We start from the raw sequence: 22,272 nt of genomic DNA on the forward strand, positions 1-22,272 counted from the left end.
CACCCCCCCGCCCCGGTCATCGCCTCGTGCAGCCCTTGAGCTTGCCGGTCGGCTCGTTGTACAGCGGCCACTTCAGGGCGTCGCGGGTCTTGGGCCCGTACTTGCCGTCGGCGGTCACGCCTGCCGCCCGCTGGGCTCTCTTGAGGGCTGCGAAGGTCTTGTCACCGAAGACCCCGTCGATGGAAATGCTCTGGCTGTAGCACTTGACCAGCGCGCGCTGGATCGCGTCGACCTCACCGCCGCGAGCGCCCTGGTGCACGTAGCAGTCCGCGTTGACCTTGATCGGCTCCCACTCGTGGGGAATCTTGATGTAGTCGCCGCCTCCCCTCGACTCCCAGATGCCGCGGTCGCACTCCCACGACGCTGCGGAGCTCGGTGCCACCGCGACGCCTCCGAGGAGACCGGTGACCATCGCTGTCACGACTCCGGCTGCCCTGATCTTCCTGATCGCCCCTGTGGACATGAGACCCCCTGTTGACGGTGGTAGGACCCTAGGGGCGTCGGGGCCGCGTGACTTTGCCGCGCGTGCGGAGTCCTTTGTCCCGTGTGCGTCCGCGTCATGTCCCCCACACGTCACAGCCGTTGCACCGTGGGAGCGTGTACTCCACACTCTTCACGGACCGTTCATGTCGAGGGGGCGCACATGAGTCCGGCGTTGGACACCGCGTACATACCGCCGCAGGACCGCGAGGAGATCATCCGGCACGCGGTGTGGGATTCCGTCGTCCCGGTGGACATCGATCACCGGGCACCCGACGGGGAGATCCGGGCCCGGATGGACGTGCGGTCGGTCGGAGCGTTGCGCGTGTCATCGGCCCGGTCGACGGCGGTGACGCTGCGGCGGACCGAGCAGCTGGTACGGAAGGACGAGGAGCCCTCGCTCTTCCTCAGTCTTCAGGTGACGGGCACCAGCATGGGCACGCAGAACGGGCGTGAATGCGTCGTGGGGCCCGGCGAGTTCGCGGTGTTCCGGTCGAACGCCCCGTACACGCTGCTCTTCGACGAAGGGGTCGACCACCACTTCCTGCGGCTGCCCCTCTCCGCGCTCGCGCTGCCGGACCGGCTGATCCGGGACACCACCACGCTCACGTTCGGCGCCGGGGACCCGCTCGCGCGGCTGGCGTACACGTACTTCTCGCAGCTCGCCCGGAGCGATGAGCTGCACCGCAGCGACCGCGCCGAGGCCGTGCTGGCGCCCAGCGTGGAGCTGCTGCGCGCCGTCCTCGTCTCCCGGCGCGCGGACGCCGCGACGGCGAAGGAGCCGATGGAGGCGACGCTCGCCCTGCGGATCACGCACTACATGCGGGAGCACCTGGCCGAGCCCGACCTCTCGGCGGCGCGGATCGCGGCCGCGCACGGCATCTCCGTACGGCATCTGTACACCGTGCTGTCCCGGGCGGGGATCGGCCTCGGGGACTGGATACGGGCCCGGCGGCTGGAGGCGTGCAAGCGGGAGCTGGCCGGGGCGGCCGGGCGGGCGCGGACCGTGGCGGCGATCGGGCGGCGCTGGGGCTTCGTGAACGCCGCCCATTTCAGCAAGGTCTTCAAGGACGCGTACGGGATGTCGCCCCGGGCCTGGCGGGATCGGCATCACCGCTGCGGGTGAGTCCGATCCCGCCGGGCCGGGGCCTCAGGTGCTACGCCAGGGTCCAGGACTGGTTCGCCGTGCCGCCGCACGTCCAGATCTGGAGCTGGTTGCCGTCCGTGGTGCTCCAGTCCGTGACGTCCAGGCACTTGCCCGAACCGGCGTTGACCAGGCTGCCGTTGGCGCCGGCCGTCCAGGACTGGGCGGCGGTGCCGTTGCAGTCGTAGAGCTGGACCTTCGTGCCGTTGGCGGTGCCGGCCGCCGTGACGTCGAGGCACTTGCCCAGCGCGCGGAAGGTGGTGCCGTCACGGGTCCACTGCTGGGCCGACGTGCCGTTGCAGGTGTAGAGGTCGACCTTGGTGCCGTTGGCGCTGCTGGCGCCCGCGACGTCGACGCACTTGCCGCCGTAGCCCTTGATGGCGGTGGTGCCGGCCGGTGGGTCGACGGGGCCGCCGCCGCCCGTGATGGCCTTGAAGGTGTTGGTGAACTGCCAGGTGCTCTGCGGGGTGCCGCTCTGACCCTGGTTGTCGCGGCCGAGGGACCAGAAGGTGAGCTCCTGGATGCCCTTGCTCGCGGCGAAGGCTTCGAGTTCCTGGGCGTCCTGGACGGTGAAGACCTCTGCGGCGGTGTCGTTGATTCCGATCATCGGGCAGTTGCCCTCCATCGCCCACAGCTCGGCGGAGGACTTGTCGGTCCAGATCTGGCCGAGCTGGCCGTGCAGGCCGTTCGCGGCGCTGATCGCGGCCTGGCCCATGTCCATGGCGGGGCCGTAGTCCATGGTCATGATGTTGACCAGGTTGACGTTCAGGTCGTGGCTCTTGGCGTTCTTCAGGAGCGCGATGCCGTTGGATTCGAGGCCGCTCGGGCTGACCGGGAGGGTGAAGTCGACGTCCAGCTTCCGGCCTTGGGCGGCGTAGTCCTTCTGGAGGTTGGCCAGCGCCTGGTTGCGGCGGTCGTTGGCGGCGGTGTTGTCGAGGGTGCTGCCCTCGATGTCCAGGTCGATGCGGGTCAGGTTGAACTGGTCGATGACCTTCTTGTACTGGGCCTGCATCGCGGAGACCGTGCCGCAGGATGCGAGTTCGCTGCCGCTCGCGCCGCCGAAGGACGCGATCACGTCGCCGCCCACCGCCCGGAGGCTGTTGATGGCGTTGTTCCAGCCGGAGTCGGTGACCGGGGTGTCGCCGTTGATGGTGGCGTTGCAGGTGCCCTGGCTGACGATGAAGGCCAGCGTGTAGTACTTGTTGCCGGTCGCGTTGTACGCGTTCATCAGGCTGGACGGGCTGTTCCACATCTCCGCGTACGGAGCCGCGTAGTGCGCGGGGAAGCCGGGGCCGGGGTTGGCGGCGGCGGAGGCGGGGGCTGCGGCCGTGGCGACCAGGCCGGCGGCGGCCAGGGGCACGACGCCGAGCAGAGCGGTGAGCCATCTGCTGCGGGATCTGGGCATGGGAGGTCCCTCCGGTCTACGGGTAGGTGGTGAGGTACGCGACGTTGCTGCTGGGCGTGACCGCCGCCCCGGTGCTGTTGATGATGTGGCTGATCGTTCCGGCGCCGCCGAGGACGACGGTCACCATGTCGTGGAACTTCACGCCGGAGGTCTGGGGCACCTCGAAGGAGTGGTCCTCGACCACCGACGGATTGACGTTGAAGTACGCGTAGCTGCCGAGGCCCCAGGCTTCGTGGCTCGTCACGGACGCGCCGACCTTGTACGCGGGGTAGCCGTTGGTGGTCCCGTTCTTCCAGGCGCTCTGGTCGGGCGGGTCGTACGGCAGCTCGTTCTGGAAGAAATACGTGCGCCCGCCGTTGCCGTTCCAGATGACCTGCGTCTTCTGGTAGTGCTCCACGAACAGCCCGTACGCGGTGACGTTCTGGCCGTTGACGACGAGCCCGGTGTCGGCGGTGTTGGTGGTCCAGCCGACCGTGCCGCCGTTGCCGTGGTCGGCGCGCCAGATCCAGGTGTGGTCGATGATCGTGTTGTTGGTGTTGACGACCAGCGACTGGGTGGCCTTGCCGACGGTCGCGCCGCCGATACGGAAGAACACGTCGTTGAGCGTGACGGGGTTGGCGGCGTGGTTCGCCGATGATCCGTCGGGCCCGATCCGCATCAGGGTCTGGGAGTTGGTCGTACCGGCGTCGACCAGGACGCCCGCGATCTTGATGCCGTCCACGTCGGCGGTGGTCAGCGCGGTGATGCCGTTGTCCGGGATGAGCGTGGCGAGGCCCATGCCGAGGACGACGGTGTCGGGGCGGGTGACGTCGAGCGTCTGGTTGAGGTGGTAGACGCCCGGGGTGACGAGGAGGTTCTTGCCCGCGGCCAGGGCGGCGTTCATGTCGGCCGCGCTCGCGCCGGGCCTGGCGATGTAGAAGTCGTCCAGCGGGAGCGAGGAGCCCGCCTGGGTCTTGCCGCTCCAGGTGGTGGCCGATGCGTTGGTCTGGGCGGCGGGGACGAACACCTTCCAGGTGCCCGCGTCGTCCACGTACAGGAAGGGCTTCTCGCGGTTGACCGGGGCGGAGGCGACGGTGGTGTAGGTCGGGAAGGACTGGGCGGGGGCGCCCTGGTCGCCGACGAAGACCATGTTCCAGTTGGAGCCGGACCAGGACCCCATCCGGGTGTTCTTGGTCAGGAACTGCTGCTGGCTGCCCGACTGGATCTGCCCGTCGATCTGCGAGTCGGAGATGAAGCCGCCGCTGGACCAGCCGCCGTCGTCCAGCTTGAGGTTCCCGCGCACGTGCATGCGGCGGTACGGGGCCGCCTGCGAGACGGCCCAGCGGTCACTGCCGCCGTTGGGCGTGACGGAAAGGTTCTCGGCGTCGCGCCAGAAGTTCTGGGTGGCGTTGCCCTGGAACCAGTCGGCCTCGGCGTGGACGGCGCCGTTGATGTTCACCGCGTCCGGGGAGAGGCCGAGGCCGGCGACCTGGGTGTAGAAGCCGACGTTGACGTCCGCGCTGTACGTGCCCGGCTTGAACAGGACCGCGTAGCGCTGGGAGCCGAACTGGTTGGACTGCTGCTGGCTGAAGATGCTGTTCAGCTTCGACTGGATGGACGAGGCGGACATCGACGGGTCGAAGATCACCGTGTTCGGCCCGAGGTCCGGGTTGTCGCCGGTGGGCGGGTCCGTGGGGTCGGTCGGGTCCACCGCGCCGGAGAAGCTCCACTTCTGGTTGCCGGTGCCCGCGCAGTCCCAGACCTGGAGGCGGGCGCCGTCCGCGTTGCTGTTGTCCTTGATGTCCAGGCACTTGTCCGCGGCGGTGTTGACCAGGTCACCGGCGGAGGTCAGCCGCCACTTCTGGGTGGCGACGCTCCCGTAGCAGGTCCAGAGGTGTACGGCGGTGCCGTTGGCCGTGCCGTTCGCGGCCAGGTCCAGGCACTTGCCCTTCGCGGTCAGCGAGCCGTCGCTGTTCAGGGTCCAGCTCTGGTTCTGGCTGCCGGGGTAGCACGTCCACATCTGCGCGGGCGTGCCGTCGGCGGTCGAGCCGTCGGTGACGTCGAGGCACTTGCCGTTGCCGGTGTTGGTCAGGGCGCCGGGTGTCGCGGCGCCGGCGGTCCCCGAGCCCAGGGCGACCAGGGCCCCGGCGGCCAGCGAGGCGGACAGCGCCATGGCCAGGGGGGCGGTTCGCCGTCTGCGGCGATGGGGTGAACGAGGCATGGGGGGCCTTCCTGTGGCGGGGAGGGATGTTGCGGCAGGTGCATGACAGGAGCTCGGCCGGCGCCTTATTTCAAGCCGTGAAGCTAGAGGCGTCTCCGACCGCCCGTCAACCCCCTTGCACTGGCCGGTATTTCACCTTCTGTAGGCACTCGCGCCGCGATTCCGCGAAACCGCAGGACCGTCGTACGCCTTCTGAAGTCGCAGGTCAGCCGCGCCGACCTGCGGTGTTCGAGTTGTACGCGTTTTTCTGCCAGGAAGGTTTCCTGACAGAAACCTTGACGGGCTGTCGTGTACACGCGCAGACTCCGGTCTGCTCGGCCGCTGCGCTCCTTCGCCCACTCCTGGAGTCCCCCATGCGCGTCAGACACGGCACCGCCCTCCTGCTCCGGCTCCTCGCCCTCGCCGCCCTCGTGCTCGGCCTGCAAGCCGCCCCGGCCCATTCCGCCCCCGCCGCCGGTACGTTCCGGGTGCTGGCCTTCTACGACGGCACATACGACGCGGCGCACATCAGCTTCGACCACGAGGCCAACACCTGGTTCGCCCAGCAGGGCGCCGCCCATGGATTCACGTACACCGCCACCACCGACTGGAACCGGCTCAACAGCGCCGAACTGGCCGGCTACCAGGTCGTGATGTTCCTCGACAACTACCCGCACACCGCCTCACAGCGCTCCGCCTTCCAGTCGTACGTGCAGAACGGCGGCGGGTTCGTCGGCTTCCACGTCTCCGCCTTCAACACCGACACCAGCGACTGGCCCTGGTACCACAACACCTTCCTGGGCACCGGCACGTTCCGCTCCAACACCTGGGGTCCCACGCAGGAGACGCTGCGCGTGGACGACCCCGGGCACCCGGTGACGGCGGGGTTCCCGGCCACCATCACCTCGTCGGTCAGCGAGTGGTACAGCTGGCAGAACGACCTGCGGAAGAATCCCGCGATCGACGTCCTCGCCTCCATGGCGCCCTCGGCGTTCCCCATCGGAACCGACCCCAACCAGACCTGGTACAGCGGGGATTACCCGATCGTGTGGTCGAACCGCGACTACCGGATGGTCTACAACAACTTCGGCCACAACGCGATGGACTACGCGACCGGCACCGCTCTCTCCTCCACGTTCGCGAGCGACCGGCAGAATCAGCTCCTGCTCCAGGAGATCGCCTGGGCCGCCGGGCAGGACGGCGGCCCGGTCACCCCGCCCGACGGCGCCACCGGCCGGATCACCGGATACGGCGGCAAGTGCGTCGACGTGGCGGGCGCGAGCTCCGCCAACGGCACGGCGGTCCAGCTCTACGACTGCAACGGCACCGAAGCCCAGCGGTGGACGACCGCCGCCGACGGCACCCTGCGGGCGCTCGGCAAGTGCCTGGACGTCGCCGCGGCCGGGACGGCGAACGGCACGAAGGTGCAGCTCTACGACTGCAACGGCTCCGGGGCGCAGGTCTGGCAGCACCGGAGCACCGGCGAGCTGGTGAACCCCGTGTCCGGGAAGTGCCTGGACGCGACCGGGCCCAGCTCGGCCAACGGCACGCGGCTCCAGCTCTGGACCTGCTACGGCAGCGACAACCAGCTCTGGACCCTCCCGGCCTGACCGGGCACCCGCCCCCTCCATCCGGGTGGCCCGGCCCCGCCGCCCGGCGCAACGGTTCGTGTCGCGCGCGCGGGGCCGGGGTGCGGGCCGCCCAGGATGCCGCCATGAAACCCATGCCCAAACGCCTGACCGCGCTGCGCTCGCGCGCCCGCACCACGGGTGCCGCCTGTGCCGTCCTGGCGGCCGTCGTCCCCGCCTTCACCTTCGGCCTGGGCGTGACCCCGGCCGCCGCCGCCCCCCTGCCCGGCGGGCTCGGCCCGTGCGTGCCGGGCGACTGCCCCGACCCGTTCCCCGACGTCAACAACGGGCCGATCGCCGGCCGGGACGACGGGATCAACATCTTCGTGGGTGACGACTTCCTCGTCCGGGGGCGTGCGGCGGAGGCCGAGGGCCGGGTCGTCGTGCTCGACGACTTCGACCAGAACAAGGACACGGCGGGGAGCTCGCTGTACAACCTCGGGATCGTCGGGGTGGGGTCGCGCGTCGCGCCGCCCCGCGAGTCGGACTTCCTGGCCGCCGGCGGCGACGTGACCGTCGCCGCCGGGCAGACCCTGGACACGACGGGCGGCCTCGTCGACGAGCTGGGCACCGTGCGCTACGCGGGCACACTGACCGGGAACGTCACCGGGACGACCGTCCAGGACGACGACGCGACGGCCCCGTACGTGGGCCTGCGCGACGAGCTGACGGCGGCCAGCCAGTGCTACGCGCGGCCGGACGGCGAGACCCGGACGCCCACCGGGACCGCGGTCAACGAGGGCTACCGGACACTGTTCACCGGCGACGGTACGTCCAGCCTCCAGGTGTTCAACGTCGACTTCGACCTCGTCAACCCGGACTCCCCCAACGGCAGCCAGTCCATCGAGTTCGCGAGCATCCCCGACGACGCGACGGTCCTGGTCAACGTGATCGGGGAGAACCGCGTCATCAACACCACCAGCGGCAGCGACACGCTGGGCCAGTACCGCGAGCGGCTGCTGTGGAACCTGCCCGACGCCACCACGGCGTCCTTCGAGGGGTCCGGGCAGCTCCAGGGCAGCGTGCTGGTGGGCGAGCAGGCGTCCATGACCACCGTGAGCCTGCCCGGCATGAACGGCAGGTTCTTCACGACCGGCTCGCTCACCCACACCAGCGAGAACGCCGGGGTGGAGTTCCACGCGTACCCGTTCGACGGGGACCTCCCGGAGTGCGGTGGTCCGCAGCCGGTGACGGGCGCGGTGAGCGTGCTGAAGACCGACGCCGAGACCGGTGACCCGCTCGCCGGAGCCGACTTCGAGCTCTGGCGCGAGACCAACGACGTCCCGGGTCTCCAGACGGACGGCGCCGACCCGGACACCCACGTCTCGGACTGCACCACCCCGGCCAACGGCATCTGCTCCGACACCACGACCGTGGGTACGTACTACTGGCGCGAGACCGCGGCCCCCGAGGGCTACGACCTGCCCGACCCCAACGTCTTCGGACCCCTCGTCCTCACCGAGGACAACGCCGACCAGGGTGTCCGGACCGAAGCCGTCAACAGCCAGACACCCGTCCCACCGGTGACCGGTGAAGTCCGCGTACAGAAGACCGACGCCGAAACCGGGGACCCGCTCGCCGGAGCCGACTTCGAGCTCTGGCGCGAGACCAACAACACCCCGGGCCTCCAGACGATCGGCATCAACCCCGACACCCACGTCTCGGACTGCACCACCCCGGCCAGCGGCATCTGCACCGCGACGACGGTCCCCGGCACCTACTACTGGCGCGAGACCGCGGCCCCCGACGGCTACGACCTGCCCGACCCCAACGTCTTCGGGCCCCTCGTCCTCACCGAGGACAACGCCGACCAGGGTGTCCGGACCGAAGCCGTCAACACCAAGGAGCCCGTCCCGCCGGTGACCGGTTCGCTGACGCTGGACAAGACGGACGCGAAGAACGGGGAGCCGCTGCCCGGGGCCGTCTTCGAGCTGTGGCGCGAGACCAACGACGTGCCCGGCCTGCAGACGGACGGGACGAACCCCGACACCCTCGCCGACGCGGGCTGCTCCACCGACCAGGACGGGCAGTGCACCTTCGACGACCTGCCGCTCGGGGAGTACTACCTCCGCGAGATCGCCGTCCCGGAGGGCTACGTCCTTCCGGCGAACCCCGTCTCGGGTCCGTACGAGGTGACGGAGGAGAACAGCGAGGAGGGCGTCACCGTGGAGCTGGCCAACCACCGCGGTGAGCCCTGCAAGGGCAAGGACTGCAAGGACGACACGCACAAGGCCGCTCGCGGCTGACACGGTCACCCGCCCGGCCGCCCACGCGTGGGCGGCCGGGCGTTCTCGCTGATTGGCTCGGCAGCACACCGTTCCCGTTGATCCCGCAGGAGGTCCGGCCGTGTCCCGTTCCCACCGCCTCATCGGTGCCGCCGTCGCCGCGGCGACCACGGCGCTGCTCTGCACCGCGGCCCCCTCGGCCGCGTCCCCCGGCCGCGACGCCGCGTGCACCGCGCCGGCCGGGCCGTACCAGCGGCAGCTGGAGGCCCACCTCGGGCTGCCCGTGGACGGCCGTCAGTCCGACGCCGACTGCCGGGCGATCCGGTCCTTCCAGACCGAGCGGGGCCGCCCGCACCCCGACGGGTTCGCCGACCTCGGTACGTACCGCGCGATGCTCGTGGTCGAAGCCACGCCGGATCCGAACGCCGCCGGGAACTGCCCCGTCGAGAGCGGCCGGGTGACCTGCGTCGACATGGACCGCCAGCTGCTGTGGGTGCAGAAGGGCAAGAAGGTCGTCTTCGGGCCGGTGGCCATCCGTACGGGCCGCGACGCCGAGGAGACGCGGCCGGGCCGGCACACCATCTACTGGCGCGACCGCGACCACGTCTCCGACCTCTACGACGACGCCCCCATGCCGTACTCGCAGTTCTTCGACGGCGGTCAGGCGCTGCACGGACACCCGGGCGACCTGTACGACGGCGGCGGCTCGGCGGGCTGCGTCAACCTCACCGTGGACGACGCGGCGAAGCTGTGGGATCTGCTCGCGCTCGACGACGTCGTGTACGTCTGGGGTGTGAAGCCCGGGACCGCCGGCTGAGGCTTACTCCTCGCCCTCCAGGTTTCCTTCCGTTTCCAGGAAGACCTTGCGCAGCGCTTCGAGGACCGCCGGGTCGGGCTCGGCCCACATGCCGCGCGACTCGGCCTCCAGGAGGCGTTCCGCGATGCCGTGCAGGGCCCACGGGTTGGCCTGTTCGAGGAAGGCGCGGTTGGCCGGGTCCAGAACGTAGGTCTCGGTCAGCTTGTCGTACATCCAGTCCGCGACCACGCCCGTCGTGGCGTCGTAGCCGAAGAGGTAGTCCACGGTGGCGGCCAGCTCGAAGGCGCCCTTGTAGCCGTGGCGGCGCATCGCCTCGATCCACTTGGGGTTGACGACGCGGGCGCGGAAGACGCGGGAGGTCTCCTCGGTCAGCGTGCGGGTGCGGACCGTCTCGGGGCGCGTCGAGTCCCCGATGTACGCCTCCGGGGCGGTCCCCTTCAGCGCGCGGACGGTGGCGACCATCCCCCCGTGGTACTGGAAGTAGTCGTCGGAGTCCGCGATGTCGTGCTCGCGGGTGTCGGTGTTCTTCGCCGCGACCGCGATGCGCTTGTACGCGGTCTCCATCTCCTCGCGCGCCGGGCAGCCGTCCAGGTCGCGGCCGTAGGCGTAGCCGCCCCAGGTCGTGTAGACCTCGGCGAGGTCGGCGTCGGTGCGCCAGTCGCGGGAGTCGATGAGCTGGAGCAGCCCAGCTCCGTAGGTGCCGGGGCGCGAGCCGAAGATACGGGTGGTGGCGCGCCGCTCGTCCCCGTGCTCGGCCAGGTCGGCCTGGGTGTGCGCCCGTACGTGGTTGAGCTCGGCCGGTTCGTCCAGGGATGCGGCCAGCCGCACGGCGTCGTCCAGCAGGCCGATGGTGTGCGGGAACGCGTCGCGGAAGAAGCCGCTGATGCGGAGGGTGACGTCGATGCGGGGGCGGCCGAGCTCGGCCGCGGGGATCGGTTCGAGGCCGGTGACGCGGCGCGAGGCGTCGTCCCAGACCGGGCGCACGCCGAGCAGGGCGAAGGCCTCCGCGACGTCGTCGCCCGCGGTGCGCATGGCGCTCGTGCCCCAGAGGGAGAGGCCGACGGAATCCGGCCAGTCGCCGTTGTCCGTGCGGTAGCGCTCCAGGAGCGAGTCGGCGAGGGCCTGGCCGGTCTCCCACGCGAGGCGGGAGGGGACGGCCTTGGGGTCGACCGAGTAGAAGTTCCGGCCGGTGGGGAGCACGTTGACGAGCCCCCGGAGGGGTGAACCGGAAGGTCCTGCGGGGACGAAGCGCCCGTTGAGGGCGTGGACGCAGTGGTCCAGTTCGTCCGTGGTCCTGGCCAGGCGGGGGGCGACCTCCCGGGCGGCGAAGTCGAGGATTGCCGCCACGTCCGGGCTGAGGTCGTGGGGCAGTGTGCGGGTCGTCTGCTCGGGGCTCTGCCCCGGACCCCGCTGCTCGATCGCCGCAGGGGCTTGATCGGGCTGATCGCCTGCCGCAGAGGCTTGAAGGGCCGACGGCTCCCAGTTCGCGTCCTCCATCGCCTGGACCAGGGCCCGCGCCCGTTCCTCCACCGCGTCCGCGTCCGTGCGGGTCGCCGACGACTCGTCCAGGCCCAACGCCTCGCGCAGGCCCGGCAGGGACGTCGTGCCGCCCCAGATCTGGCGGGCGCGGAGGATGGCCAGGATCAGGTTGACCCGGGCGGTGCCCGTCGGCGCGTTGCCGAGGACGTGGAGGCCGTCGCGGATCTGGACGTCCTTGATCTCGCAGAGCCAGCCGTCGAGATGCATGATGAAGTCGTCGAAGCCCTCGTCCTCCGGGCGTCCTTCGAGTCCCAGGTCGTGGTCGAGCTTCGCGGCCTGGATCAGGGTCCAGATCTGGGCGCGGATGGCCGGCAGCTTGGCCGGGTCCATGGCGGCGATCTGGGCGTGCTCGTCCAGGAGTTGTTCGAGGCGGGCGATGTCCCCGTAGCTGTCGGCCCGGGCCATCGGGGGCACCAGGTGGTCCACGAGCGTGGCGTGCGCCCGGCGCTTGGCCTGGGTGCCCTCGCCCGGGTCGTTGACGAGGAACGGGTAGATCAGCGGGAGGTCGCCGAGGGCCGCGTCCGGGCCGCAGGCGGCGGACAGGCCCGCGTTCTTGCCGGGCAGCCATTCCAGGTTGCCGTGCTTGCCGAGGTGGATCATCGCGTCGGCGCCGAAGCCGTTGTCGTCGGCGCGGGCGGCGATCCAGCGGTAGGCGGCCAGGTAGTGGTGGGAGGGCGGCAGGTCCGGGTCGTGGTAGATCGCGATCGGGTTCTCGCCGAAACCGCGCGGGGGCTGGATGAGGATGAGCAGGTTGCCCCGGCGCAGGGCGGCGAGCACGATGTCGCCCTCCGGGTTGCGGGAGCGGTCCACGAACATCTCGCCGGGCGGCGGGCCCCAGTGCTCCTCGACGGCCTCGCGGAGTTCGGCGGGCAGCGTGGCGTACCAGCGGCGGTAGTCGGCGGCGGGGATGCGGACCGGGTTGCGGGCGAGCTGTTCCTCGGTGAGCCATGCCTGGTCGTGGCCGCCCGCCTCGATGAGGGCGTAGATCAGCTCGTCGCCGTCGCCGGAGGCGAGGCCGGGGACCTCCTCCGTACCGAAGTCGTAGCCCTCCTCGCGCAGTCGGCGCAGCAGGGCGACCGCGCTGGCCGGGGTGTCGAGTCCGACGGCGTTGCCGATGCGGGAGTGCTTGGTCGGGTACGCGGACAGGACGAGCGCGACGCGCTTGTCGGCGTTCGGGATGTGGCGCAGGCGGGCGTGGCGGACGGCGATCCCGGCGACGCGCGCGGCGCGTTCGTCGTCGGCGACGTAGGCGGGGAGGCCGTCCTCGTCGATCTCCTTGAAGGAGAACGGGACGGTGATCAGGCGGCCGTCGAACTCGGGCACGGCGATCTGGCTGGCGGCGTCCAGCGGCGACACGCCCTCGTCGTTGCCCTCCCAGTCGGTACGGGAGCCGGTGAGGCAGAGCGCCTGGAGGATCGGCACGTCGAGCGCGGTGAGCGCGCCCGCGTCCCAGGACTCGTCGTCGCCGCCGGCCGACGCCTCGGCGGGCCGGGTGCCGCCCGCCGCGAGGACCGTGGTGACGATCGCGTCGGCGTCGCGCAGGGTCTCGATCAGCTCGGGCTCGGGGGCGCGCAGGGAGGCGACGTACAGCGGGAGGGCCTTCGCGTCCTCGGCCTCGACGGCCCGGCACAGCGTCTCGATGAAGGCGGTGTTGCCGCTCATGTGGTGGGCGCGGTAGTAGAGCACGGCCACCGTGGGGGCGCCGTCCGGCGTCTCCCGGGGTGTGCGTTCCAGAGGGCCCCAGGAGGGTGCGGCGGCGGGCGGTTCGAAGCCGTGGCCGGTGAGCAGGACGGTGTCGGAGAGGAAGCGGGCGAGCTGATCCAGGTTGGCGGGGCCGCCGTGCGCGAGGTAGGCGTGGGCCTCGGCGGCGATCCCGATGGGCACGGTGGAGGCGGCCATCAGCTGGGCGTCCGGGGCCTGTTCGCCGGTGAGGACGACGACGGGGCGGCCGGTCGCGAGGAGCTGGTCGAGGCCGTCCTGCCAGGCGCGGACTCCGCCGAGGAGGCGCACGACGACGAGGTCGGTGCCGTCCAGGAGAGCGGGCAGGTCCTGGAGCGGGAGGCGGGAGGGGTTCGCGTACCGGTAGCGGACGGGTCCGTCGGAGGCGCGGGCGCTCAGCAGGTCGGTGTCGGACGTCGACAGGAGCAGGATCATGCGGCGTCTGGCCTTCCTCGGGGTGTCCACGCCCCGGGCGGTGTCGAGTTCCCCTGCTCGGACCTGCCGAACGTGCGGGGAAGGGAGTTCCTGACTCGCCCGGCCTGGTGGGGCCGGGCTCACAGTGGCGGGACCGCGCCGGAATCGCACCGGGCTTCCTCCCCTGTCGCCGTCTGTGGCGACGACGGACCCGGAGGCCCGCCGGGGTCCGTCCGCGAAGACGGGCCCCGCAGGCATAGTACGGGCCGGGGTGCCCGACGGGTCATGCGGATCGGAAGACGGGTCATACGGATCGGACGAGATGGTCGGTATGCTCGCCGCCATGCCTCCCCCAGCCCCCCATTTCGCCCAGCCCGACGACGCCCGTTTCCGGTCGCGCGGCGACGCCTGCCCCGGTGCGCTGCGGCTGCACCGGGCGGACGACGGGGCGTTGGCGCGGGTCCGGGTGCCCGGTGGTGTGCTCGGCGCGGACCAGGCGGACGGGCTCCGGGAGTTGGCCGGACGCCTGGGCGATGGTGAGCTGTATCTCACTTCGCGCGGCAATGTGCAGCTGCGGGGACTGAGTGCGGAGTGCGGGGGCGAACTGACCTCCCGGATGTACGAAATGGGACTTTTGCCCTCCGAGCGGCATGAGCGGGTCCGCAATGTGGTGGCCTCCCCGCTGTCCGGGCTCGACGGCCGCGGCGAGCGGGACGTCCGCCCGTGGCTGACCGCACTGGACGCCCTGGTGTGCGCGAGCGACGAGGCGGCCGGTCTGTCGGGCCGGTTCCTGTTCGCGCTGGACGACGGCCGCGGTGACGTGGACGCGCTGGGCGCGGATGTGACGCTGCGGGCGCGGGCGGACGGGGACGCGGAGCTGCGGATCGGGGCGCTGGACGCGGTGGCCCTGATTCCGGTGGACGAGGCGCCGGGCGCCGCGCTGCTCGCGGCGACGGTGTTCCTGTCCATGGCGGCCGGTTCCGGCGCGTGGCGGGTGGCCGAGCTGCCCGGGGGCGCCGGGCCCCTGTTCGACGCGGTGGTACGGAGGTGGGGTGCGGCCGGGCGGCCCGTCGCCCTCGGGACCGTACCGGTGCCTGACGGCGCTCCCCCGGTGCTCGGTGTGGTGGCGGGGTCCGGGGACACGGACGCGCTGTCCGTCGGGCTGCCGCTCGGGCGGGCGGACGCGGTCCAGTGGCGGGCGCTGACGGATCTCGCCCGGGACCACGGCTCCGGCGAACTGCGGCTCACGCCGTGGCGCGGAGTCGTCGTGCCCGGTGTCCGGCGGGAGCGGACGTCCGAGGCGCTCGACGCGTTGGAGGCCGTGGGGCTCGTCACCGGGGACCGCTCGCCGTGGTCCGGGGTGGGGGCGTGCATCGGGCGGCCTGGGTGCGCGAAGTCCCGTGCGGATGTGCGAGGTGACGCCGCGTCAGCGCTGCCGGGCGCGGCCCCCGTGGACGCCCTGCCCGTGCACTGGTCCGGGTGCGAACGCCGGTGCGGGCATCCGCGCGGGGCGTGGGTCGACCTCGTCGCCGGGCCGGACGGCGGCTACCTGGTGTCCGTCGTACGGGACGGCGGACGGCCCGAGGCTCCGGCCCGCGTCGCCGGGGACCCCGTCGCGCTGGCCGACGCCGTGGCGGCGGCCCGTATCCCCCGCACCTGACCACCCCAGACTTTTTCTGTCCGACCCCCCGCCCTGAGAAGAGAGCGACACCACTGTGTACGAGTACGAGAAGGACGGACCGGCCATCTATCGCCAGTCCTTCGCCACCATCCGGGCGGAGGCGGACCTCGCTGGGCTGCCCGCGGACGTGAGTCAGGTCGCGGTCCGGATGATCCACGCCTGCGGGATGGTCGACCTCGTACGCGACCTCGGCTACACGCCCGGCGCGGTCGCCCGCGCCCGCGCCGCGCTGCGGGCCGGCGCGCCCATCCTGTGCGACGTGGCCATGGTCGCCAGCGGGGTCACCCGCAAGCGGCTGCCCGCGGACAACGAGGTGGTGTGCACCCTGTCCGACCCGGCCGTGCCGGGGCTCGCCGCGGAGCTGGGCACCACGCGTTCGGCGGCCGCCCTGGAGCTGTGGCGGGACCGGCTCGACGGGGCGGTCGTGGCCGTCGGGAACGCTCCGACCGCCCTGTTCCGGCTGCTGGAGATGATCGAGGAGGGGGCCCCGCGCCCCGCCGCCGTCATCGGTGTCCCGGTCGGGTTCGTCGGGGCCGCCGAGTCGAAGGACGCCCTGGCCGCCCACCCGTCCGGGCTCGACCACCTGATCGTGCGCGGCCGGCGCGGCGGCAGCGCCATCGCGGCCGCCGCGCTCAACGCCATCGCCAGCGAGGAAGAGTGACCGTGACCGAGCAGCAGACGGGACGGCCGGACGAGCGGCGGACGGGACGGCTGTACGGGGTCGGGCTCGGCCCCGGCGACCCGGCCCTGATGACCCTGCGCGCCGTGGAGGTCATCGCGGAGGCGGACGTCGTCGCCTACCACAGCGCCCGGCACGGCCGGTCGATCGCCCGGTCCATCGCAGCGAAGCACCTGCGCGCCGACCACATCGAGGAGGCCCTGCTCTACCCCGTCACGACGGAGACCACGGACCACCCGGGCGGCTACCGGGGCGCGATGGAGGACTTCTACACCGAGGCGGCGGCCCGGCTCGCCGTGCACCTGGACGCGGGGCGCACGGTCGCCGTGCTCGCCGAGGGCGACCCGATGTTCTACGGCTCCTACATGCACATGCACAAGCGGCTGGCCGGCCGCTTTCCGACCGAGGTGATCCCCGGGGTGACTTCGGTCAGCGCGGCCGCCGCCCGGCTCGGCACCCCGCTCGCGGAGGGCGAGGAGGTCCTGACGATCCTGCCCGGCACCCTGCCGGAGGAGGAGCTGACCGCCAGGCTGGCCGCGACCGACGCGGCGGTGGTGATGAAGCTGGGCCGCACCTTCCCCGCCGTGCGCCGCGCGTTCGAGGCGTCGGGCCGGCTGCCCGAGGCCCGCTACGTCGAGCGCGCCACCATGGCCGGTGAGCGGCTGGGCGAGCTCGCGGATACGGACGCCGGTTCGGTGCCGTACTTCGCGGTCGCCGTCCTGCCGAGCCGGATCGACGCGCGCCCGGAACGCGCCCCGGGCGACGGAGAGGTGGCCGTCGTCGGCACGGGTCCGGCCGGTCCGCTGTGGCTGACGCCCGAGACGCGCGGGGCGCTGGCCGCCGCCGACGACCTGGTCGGCTACACGACGTACCTGGACCGGGTGCCGGTCCGGCCAGGGCAGATACGGCACGGCTCGGACAACAAGGTGGAGTCGGAGCGGGCGGAGTTCGCGCTCGACCTGGCCCGGCGCGGACGTCGGGTCGCCGTGGTGTCCGGCGGGGACCCGGGGGTCTTCGCGATGGCGACGGCCGTGCTCGAAGCCGCGTCGCAGGAGGAGTACGCGGACGTGCCGGTGCGGGTGCTGCCCGGGGTGACGGCGGCCAACGCGGCGGCGGCCCGGGCGGGCGCGCCGCTGGGCCACGACTACGCGACGATCTCGCTTTCGGACCGGCTCAAGCCGTGGGAGGTCATCGCGCGCCGGCTGTCCGCCGCCGCCTCGGCGGACCTGGTGCTCGCCCTGTACAACCCCGGTTCGCGGAGCCGGACCTGGCAGGTCGGCAAGGCGCGGGACCTGCTCCTCGAACACCGCTCGCCGGACACGCCCGTGGTCCTCGGCCGGGACGTCGGCGGGCCGTCCGAGAGCGTACGGACGGTGCGCCTGGCCGACCTCGATCCGGCCGAGGTGGACATGCGGACGATCCTGATCGTCGGGTCGTCGCAGACCCGGTGGGGGCGGCGGGGCGACGGCACGCAGATCGTGTGGACGCCGCGCCGCTACCCGGAGGACTGATCCGTCAGCCGGTGCAGCCAGGGCAGGGCCTCTTCCGGGGTGCCGGCCACCGCGCCTCCCCCGGGGACCGGTGGCCGGCGGACCACGACCACGGGGAGGCCGGCCTCACGGGCGGCGGTCAGCTTGGGTGCGGTCGCCGCGCCGCCGCTGTCCTTGGTGACGAGGACATCGATCCGGTGCCGGTGGATCAGCTCCCGCTCGCCCTCCAGCGTGAAGGGGCCCCGGTCGAGCAGAGTCTCCATCCGGGCCGGGTACGGCTGTTCCGGGGCGTCCACGGACCGCATCAGGAACCACAGCTCGTCCAGGCCCGCGAAGGCGGCGAGCCCCATCCGCCCGGTGGTGAGGAAGACGCGCCGCCCCAGTGCGGGCAGCGCGTCGGCCGCCTCGGCGAGGGAGCCGACCGGGTGCCAGTCGTCGCCGGGACCGGCCACCCAGCCGGGGCGGCGCAGCATCAGCAGGGGAACATGGGCGGCGGCGGCCGCGGCGGCCGCGTTGAAGGTGATCGTCCCGGCGAAAGGATGGGTGGCGTCGATGAGCGCGTGCACCCGGTGCGAGCGGAGCCAGTCCGCGAGCCCGTCGGCCCCGCCGAAGCCCCCGGTCCGGACCTCCCCCGGCGGCAGCTTCGGCCGGGCCACCCGGCCCGCGAGCGAGCTGGTGACCCTGCTCCCGGCGGGCAGCGAGGCCACCAGCAGCTCGGCTAGGCGGCGGGCCTCCGTCGTCCCGCCCAGAATCAGTACGTGCACAGGGACCATCCATGAGTGAGGCGAAAGGCGGGCGCGGCGCCCAACTCAAGCACACCGGTCTGCGGCCCGGCTGGACGACCGGTGCCTGCGCGACGGCCGCCGCGACGGCCGCGTACACGGCGTTGCTGAGCGGGGACTTCCCGGACCCGGTGACCATCACCCTGCCCAAGGGCGAGACCCCGGCGTTCGCGCTGGCCGTGGAGGAGCTGGCCGACGGGCGGGCGACGGCGGGCGTGGTCAAGGACGCGGGCGACGACCCCGATGTGACGCACGGGGCCCTGGTGCGGGTGAGCGTGCGGGCGCTCCCGCCGGGCTCGGGCGTGGTGTTCCGGGCGGGCCCCGGCGTCGGCACGGTGACGCTGCCGGGGCTGCCGCTGGACGTCGGCGAACCGGCGGTCAACCCGGTGCCGCGGCAGATGATCCGGGACCACATCGCGCGGGTCGCGGCGGCGCACGGCGGGTCCGGGGACGTCGAGGTGACGATCGGCGTGGACCACGGCGAGGAGATCGCGCGCTCCACCTGGAACCCGCGCCTGGGCATCCTGGGCGGCCTGTCGATCCTCGGCACGACCGGGATCGTGGTGCCGTACTCCTGCTCGGCGTGGATCGACTCGATCCGGCGCGGCGTGGACGTGGCGCGGGCGGCCGGGCACACCCATGTCGCCGGGTGCACGGGGTCCACCTCGGAGCGGACGGTGGTCGCCGAGTACGGGCTGCCGGAGATCGCGCTGCTGGACATGGGCGACTTCGCGGGCGCGGTCCTCAAATACGTACGCCGTCATCCCGTGGACCGGCTCACCATCTGCGGCGGGTTCGCCAAGCTGTCGAAGCTCGCCGCCGGCCATCTGGACCTCCACTCGGGGCGCTCCCAGGTCGACAAGGCGCACCTGGCGGAGCTGGCCCGGCGGGGCGGCGCCGACGAGGCCCTGGCCGCCCGGATCGCCGTCGCCAACACCGGCCTCGCCGCACTCCAGCTGTGCCAGGCGCACGGGGTGCCGCTGGGCGATCTGGTGGCGGTGGCCGCCCGGGACGAGGCGCTGTCGGTGCTGCGGGGCGCGCCGGTGGCCGTGGACGTGATCTGCGTCGACCGGGCGGGCACCGTGGTGGGGCGCAGCTCCGTCCGCTGACCCGCCCGGGCGGGACCGGCCCGGTCAGCAGGTGTGGCGGTCGCGGGCGGGCGAGTAGAGGTGGCTGTCGTGGAACTGCTCGGCGCCCAGGGTGCGGCCGACCAAGATCACGGCGGTGCGGATGACGCCCGCGGCCTTCACCTGCTCGGCGATGTCGTCCAGGGTGCCGCGCAGGACGAGCTCGTCGGGGCGTGAGGCCATCGCGACGACGGCGGCCGGGCAGTCGGCCCCGTAGTGCGGCAGCAGCTCCTCGACGACGCGGTCCACGTAACGGGCCGCGAGGTGCAGGACGATCAGGGCGCCGCTGCGGCCGAGCGTCGCCAGGTCCTCGCCCTCGGGCATGGCGGTGGCCCGCTGGGCGATCCGGGTCAGGATGACGGTCTGGCCCACGGTCGGCACGGTCAGCTCGCGCTTGAGGGCCGCCGCGGCGGCGGCGAACGCGGGCACGCCCGGGACCACTTCGTACGGCACACCCGCCTCGTCCAGGCGCCGCATCTGCTCGTTGACGGCGCTGAACACCGAGGGGTCGCCGGAGTGCAGCCGCGCCACGTCGTGGCCGGCCCGGTGCGCGGCGACGAGCTCGGCGGTGATCGCGTCGATGTCGAGCTGCGCGGTGTCCACCAGGCGGGCGTCGTCCGGGCACTCGGCCAGGAGTTCGCGGGGCACCAGGCTGCCCGCGTACAGGCACACCTGGCAGGCGGCGAGCGTGCGTGCGCCGCGCACCGTGATCAGGTCGGCGGCGCCGGGGCCCGCGCCGATGAAGTACACGGTCATCTGTCGTCTCCAGGGAGTTGCGTGGCCTTGCGTACGGACCACTGGGTGACGGGCATGGCCTGCCGCCAGCCGGTGAACGTGCCGACGGGCACGGCGTGCGAGACGGCGAGGCGTGTCAACTCGCCGCCGTGCGCCTTGTGCCGGGCGGCGAGCAGCGCCTCGGACTCCAGGGTGACCGTGTTGGCGACCAGCCGGCCGCCGGGCGGGAGCGCGTCGAGGCAGGTGTCGAGGAGGCCGGGCGCGGTGAGGCCGCCGCCGATGAACACGGCGTCCGGTGCGGGCAGTCGGTCCAGGCAGTCGGGTGCGCGGCCGGTGACGACGCGGAGGCCGGGCACGCCGAGCCGGTCGGCGTTGGCCGCGATGCGCGCCGCGCGGGCGGGGTCGCGCTCGACGGTGACCGCCCGGCAGGAGCGGTGGACGCGCATCCACTCGATGGCGATGGAGCCGGAGCCGCCGCCGATGTCCCAGAGGAGTTCACCGGGGGCGGGGGCGAGCACGCCCAGCGTGACGGCCCGGACATGGCGCTTCGTCAGTTGCCCGTCGTGCGCGTACGCCTCGTCCGGCAGGCCCGGTACGGCGCCGAGGCGCAGCGCCCCCGGCGCGGTCCGGCACTCCACGGCGACGATGTTGAGCGGGTCCCCGGCCGGGTGGTCCCAGGTGTCCGCCGTGCCCTCGGCGCACGCCTCGTCCTCACCGCCGAGCTGTTCCAGGACCCGCAAGCGGCTGGGCCCGAAGCCGTGGTCGCGGAGCAGTGCGGCGACCGTGGCCGGGGTGGTGGCGTCGGCGCTGAGGACGAGGATCCGGCGTCCTTCGTGGAGGGCGGCGGCGAGCCCGGCGGCGGGGCGTCCGACGAGGGTGACGACCTCGGTGTCCTCCAGCGGCCAGCCGATGCGGGCGCAGGCGTAGGAGACGGACGAGGGGTGCGGCAGGACGTGCAGCCGGTCGGCGCCCAGGACTTCGGTGAGGGCCCGGCCGATTCCGTAGAACATGGGATCGCCGCTGGCCAGGACGGCGATGCGGCTGCCCTCGTGCGCGGCGAGCAGGCCGGGGACGGCGGGGCGCAGGGGCGAGGGCCAGGGGACGCGGACGCCCGCGCACTCCGGTGGCAGGAGGCCGAGTTGCCGTTCGGCGCCGATGAGGACCTGGGCCCCGGTCAGGGCCGCGCGTGCCGGTCCGGTGAGCCCGGCCCATCCGTCGGCGCCGATCCCGGCCACGGTGACTGCGGGCGGGCGGGGGTGCTCGGGGGTCACGGACGGTACCTCGGTCTCGGGGGCTGGCGCGCATCCGCACTCTACTGGCCGGTCACGGACGGCCCGGAGGCGGCTGGGAGCTTCCTCCAGGCCGTGCCGCACCTGCCATGTGTTTTCCCATGGAAAGCTGTAAATGCGATGTGATCACCCATACTCTTTGGCACATGCTGCTCTCCATGACTTCTGCTTCCACTCAGCGGCGCGCCGCCGCGTCCCTCGTCGTCGTGGCGCTGCTCATGCCCCTCACCGCCTGCGGCGGGGACGACGACACCACGGAGGACACGGCCGCCGGCCTCACCGTCCTCGCCGCCGCCTCCCTCACCGATGTGTTCAAGGAGGCGGGGGCGGCGTACGAGAAGGGGCATCCGGGGACGAAGGTGACGTTCTCCTTCGCCGGGTCGCAGGAGCTCGCCGCTCAGGTGAAGCAGGGCGCCCCCGCCGACGCGCTGGTCACCGCCGACACGAAGACGATGGACGGGCTGAAGTCGGACACCGGCACGCCCACGGTCATCGCGAAGAACCGTCTTGTCATCGCCACGGGCAAGGGCAACCCGGAGAAGGTGGAGAACCTCAAGGACCTGGCCGACACCGGGCTGAAGGTGGTCCTCGCCGCGCCCGAGGTGCCGGTGGGCCGGTACAGCAAGCAGATCCTGGACGCCCAGAAGATCACCGTGAAGCCGGTCTCGCAGGAGCCCAACGTGCGCGCGGTGCTCAGCAAGGTGGAGCTCGGCGAGGCGGACGCCGGGCTCGTCTACCGGACCGACGTCTCCGCCGCCGCGGGCAAGGTCGACTCGGTCGGCATCCCGGACGAGCAGAACGCGGTCGCCTCGTACCCGGCGGCGACGCTGAAGAGCAGCGAGCACGGCGCGGCGGCCGAGGCGTTCGTAAAGTGGCTGTCCTCGCCCGAGGCACGGAAGATCCTGACCGGTGCGGGCTTCCAGCAGCCGTAGCGTGGAC

16 protein-coding genes and 1 riboswitch are annotated in these 22,272 nt (G+C 72.5%); of the genes, 9 read left to right on the forward strand and 7 right to left on the reverse strand.

From position 1 onward, the window contains the following. Positions 1-16 precede the first annotated feature (16 nt). Positions 17-463, reverse strand: a complete 447-nt coding sequence (locus ACZ6C6_RS15280; RefSeq protein WP_469202895.1) for a peptidoglycan-binding domain-containing protein — start codon at positions 461-463, stop codon at positions 17-19. Positions 464-643: 180 nt separating this feature from the next. On the opposite strand from ACZ6C6_RS15280, the gene ACZ6C6_RS15285 reads away from it, so the two are divergent. Beyond that, entirely contained in the window at positions 644-1,606 is a 963-nt protein-coding gene (locus ACZ6C6_RS15285) for an AraC-like ligand-binding domain-containing protein (RefSeq protein ID WP_469202897.1), read from the forward strand. A gap of 31 nt (positions 1,607-1,637) precedes the next feature. Here the strand turns inward: ACZ6C6_RS15285 and ACZ6C6_RS15290 are convergent, their stop codons facing one another. Beyond that, entirely contained in the window at positions 1,638-3,029 is a 1,392-nt protein-coding gene (locus tag ACZ6C6_RS15290) for a ricin-type beta-trefoil lectin domain protein (RefSeq protein WP_469202899.1), read from the reverse strand. Positions 3,030-3,045: 16 nt separating this feature from the next. Beyond that, the gene (locus tag ACZ6C6_RS15295) at positions 3,046-5,229 is read right to left on the reverse strand and encodes an RICIN domain-containing protein (protein ID WP_469202901.1); all 2,184 of its coding nucleotides are present in this window, start codon (positions 5,227-5,229) and stop codon (positions 3,046-3,048) included. A gap of 353 nt (positions 5,230-5,582) precedes the next feature. Here ACZ6C6_RS15295 and ACZ6C6_RS15300 point away from each other — a divergent pair, with 353 nt between their 5' ends. The 3 genes from ACZ6C6_RS15300 (at position 5,583) to ACZ6C6_RS15310 (ending at position 9,878) form a co-directional block, all read left to right on the forward strand. Next, a complete protein-coding gene (locus ACZ6C6_RS15300; protein ID WP_469202903.1) occupies positions 5,583-6,818 on the forward strand; it encodes a ThuA domain-containing protein in 1,236 nt (411 codons plus the stop codon). Positions 6,819-6,922: 104 nt separating this feature from the next. Then, positions 6,923-9,082 (forward strand): choice-of-anchor A family protein, encoded by a 2,160-nt coding sequence (locus tag ACZ6C6_RS15305; RefSeq protein WP_469202905.1) that lies wholly within the window; start codon positions 6,923-6,925, stop codon positions 9,080-9,082. 100 nt (positions 9,083-9,182) lie between these two features. Further along, positions 9,183-9,878 (forward strand): L,D-transpeptidase, encoded by a 696-nt coding sequence (locus ACZ6C6_RS15310; protein WP_469202907.1) that lies wholly within the window; start codon positions 9,183-9,185, stop codon positions 9,876-9,878. Positions 9,879-9,881: 3 nt separating this feature from the next. On the opposite strand, the gene cobN is transcribed toward ACZ6C6_RS15310, so the two are convergent. Then, positions 9,882-13,571, reverse strand: coding sequence for a cobaltochelatase subunit CobN (cobN, locus tag ACZ6C6_RS15315; protein ID WP_469202909.1), 3,690 nt, complete (start codon positions 13,569-13,571; stop codon positions 9,882-9,884). Positions 13,572-13,655: 84 nt separating this feature from the next. Further along, positions 13,656-13,756: riboswitch (cobalamin riboswitch) on the reverse strand. A 116-nt stretch (positions 13,757-13,872) separates the two neighbouring features. Between cobN and cobG the strand changes: the two genes are divergently transcribed. From cobG to ACZ6C6_RS15330, 3 genes are read left to right on the forward strand one after another with little or no spacing between them, the layout of a single operon-like run. After that, on the forward strand, positions 13,873-15,210 hold the full coding sequence (cobG, locus tag ACZ6C6_RS15320; RefSeq protein ID WP_469202911.1) for a precorrin-3B synthase: 1,338 nt from the start codon (positions 13,873-13,875) through the stop codon (positions 15,208-15,210). A 55-nt stretch (positions 15,211-15,265) separates the two neighbouring features. After that, on the forward strand, positions 15,266-15,892 hold the full coding sequence (locus tag ACZ6C6_RS15325; RefSeq protein ID WP_143623089.1) for a precorrin-8X methylmutase: 627 nt from the start codon (positions 15,266-15,268) through the stop codon (positions 15,890-15,892). Further along, complete coding sequence (locus tag ACZ6C6_RS15330) at positions 15,889-17,421, forward strand: precorrin-2 C(20)-methyltransferase (RefSeq protein WP_469202913.1); 1,533 nt, start codon at positions 15,889-15,891, stop codon at positions 17,419-17,421. Before ACZ6C6_RS15325 ends, ACZ6C6_RS15330 begins: the two co-directional genes overlap by 4 nt. Here the strand turns inward: ACZ6C6_RS15330 and ACZ6C6_RS15335 are convergent. After that, positions 17,406-18,164, reverse strand: coding sequence for a cobalt-precorrin-6A reductase (locus ACZ6C6_RS15335; RefSeq protein WP_469202915.1), 759 nt, complete (start codon positions 18,162-18,164; stop codon positions 17,406-17,408). The two genes, ACZ6C6_RS15330 and ACZ6C6_RS15335, sit on opposite strands and share 16 nt — an antisense overlap. Before the next feature lie 11 nt (positions 18,165-18,175). Between ACZ6C6_RS15335 and ACZ6C6_RS15340 the strand changes: the two genes are divergently transcribed. Then, positions 18,176-19,291, forward strand: coding sequence for a cobalt-precorrin-5B (C(1))-methyltransferase (locus ACZ6C6_RS15340; RefSeq protein ID WP_469202917.1), 1,116 nt, complete (start codon positions 18,176-18,178; stop codon positions 19,289-19,291). A 24-nt stretch (positions 19,292-19,315) separates the two neighbouring features. On the opposite strand, the gene cobM is transcribed toward ACZ6C6_RS15340, so the two are convergent. Both cobM and cbiE read right to left on the reverse strand, forming a co-directional pair. Beyond that, complete coding sequence (gene cobM, locus ACZ6C6_RS15345; RefSeq protein ID WP_469202919.1) at positions 19,316-20,065, reverse strand: precorrin-4 C(11)-methyltransferase; 750 nt, start codon at positions 20,063-20,065, stop codon at positions 19,316-19,318. Then, the gene (gene cbiE / locus ACZ6C6_RS15350; protein WP_469202921.1) at positions 20,062-21,315 is read right to left on the reverse strand and encodes a precorrin-6y C5,15-methyltransferase (decarboxylating) subunit CbiE; all 1,254 of its coding nucleotides are present in this window, start codon (positions 21,313-21,315) and stop codon (positions 20,062-20,064) included. Before cbiE ends, cobM begins: the two co-directional genes overlap by 4 nt. 176 nt (positions 21,316-21,491) lie before the next feature. On the opposite strand from cbiE, the gene modA reads away from it, so the two are divergent. Beyond that, a complete protein-coding gene (modA, locus tag ACZ6C6_RS15355; protein ID WP_469202923.1) occupies positions 21,492-22,265 on the forward strand; it encodes a molybdate ABC transporter substrate-binding protein in 774 nt (257 codons plus the stop codon). The last annotated feature ends 7 nt before the right edge of the window (positions 22,266-22,272 follow it).

Source organism: Streptomyces sp. NPDC041814 (assembly GCF_055590565.1).

Coding starts and splice junctions, on each gene's coding strand:
- cobG (WP_469202911.1), top strand. CDS start 13,873: ATGGTCGGTATGCTCGCCGCCATGCCTCCCCCAGCCCCCCATTTCGCC.
- cobN (WP_469202909.1), bottom strand. CDS start 13,571: ATGATCCTGCTCCTGTCGACGTCCGACACCGACCTGCTGAGCGCCCGC.
- ACZ6C6_RS15290 (WP_469202899.1), bottom strand. CDS start 3,029: ATGCCCAGATCCCGCAGCAGATGGCTCACCGCTCTGCTCGGCGTCGTG.
- ACZ6C6_RS15295 (WP_469202901.1), bottom strand. CDS start 5,229: ATGCCTCGTTCACCCCATCGCCGCAGACGGCGAACCGCCCCCCTGGCC.
- ACZ6C6_RS15305 (WP_469202905.1), top strand. CDS start 6,923: ATGAAACCCATGCCCAAACGCCTGACCGCGCTGCGCTCGCGCGCCCGC.
- ACZ6C6_RS15340 (WP_469202917.1), top strand. CDS start 18,176: ATGAGTGAGGCGAAAGGCGGGCGCGGCGCCCAACTCAAGCACACCGGT.
- ACZ6C6_RS15285 (WP_469202897.1), top strand. CDS start 644: ATGAGTCCGGCGTTGGACACCGCGTACATACCGCCGCAGGACCGCGAG.
- modA (WP_469202923.1), top strand. CDS start 21,492: ATGACTTCTGCTTCCACTCAGCGGCGCGCCGCCGCGTCCCTCGTCGTC.
- ACZ6C6_RS15300 (WP_469202903.1), top strand. CDS start 5,583: ATGCGCGTCAGACACGGCACCGCCCTCCTGCTCCGGCTCCTCGCCCTC.
- cobM (WP_469202919.1), bottom strand. CDS start 20,065: ATGACCGTGTACTTCATCGGCGCGGGCCCCGGCGCCGCCGACCTGATC.
- ACZ6C6_RS15280 (WP_469202895.1), bottom strand. CDS start 463: ATGTCCACAGGGGCGATCAGGAAGATCAGGGCAGCCGGAGTCGTGACA.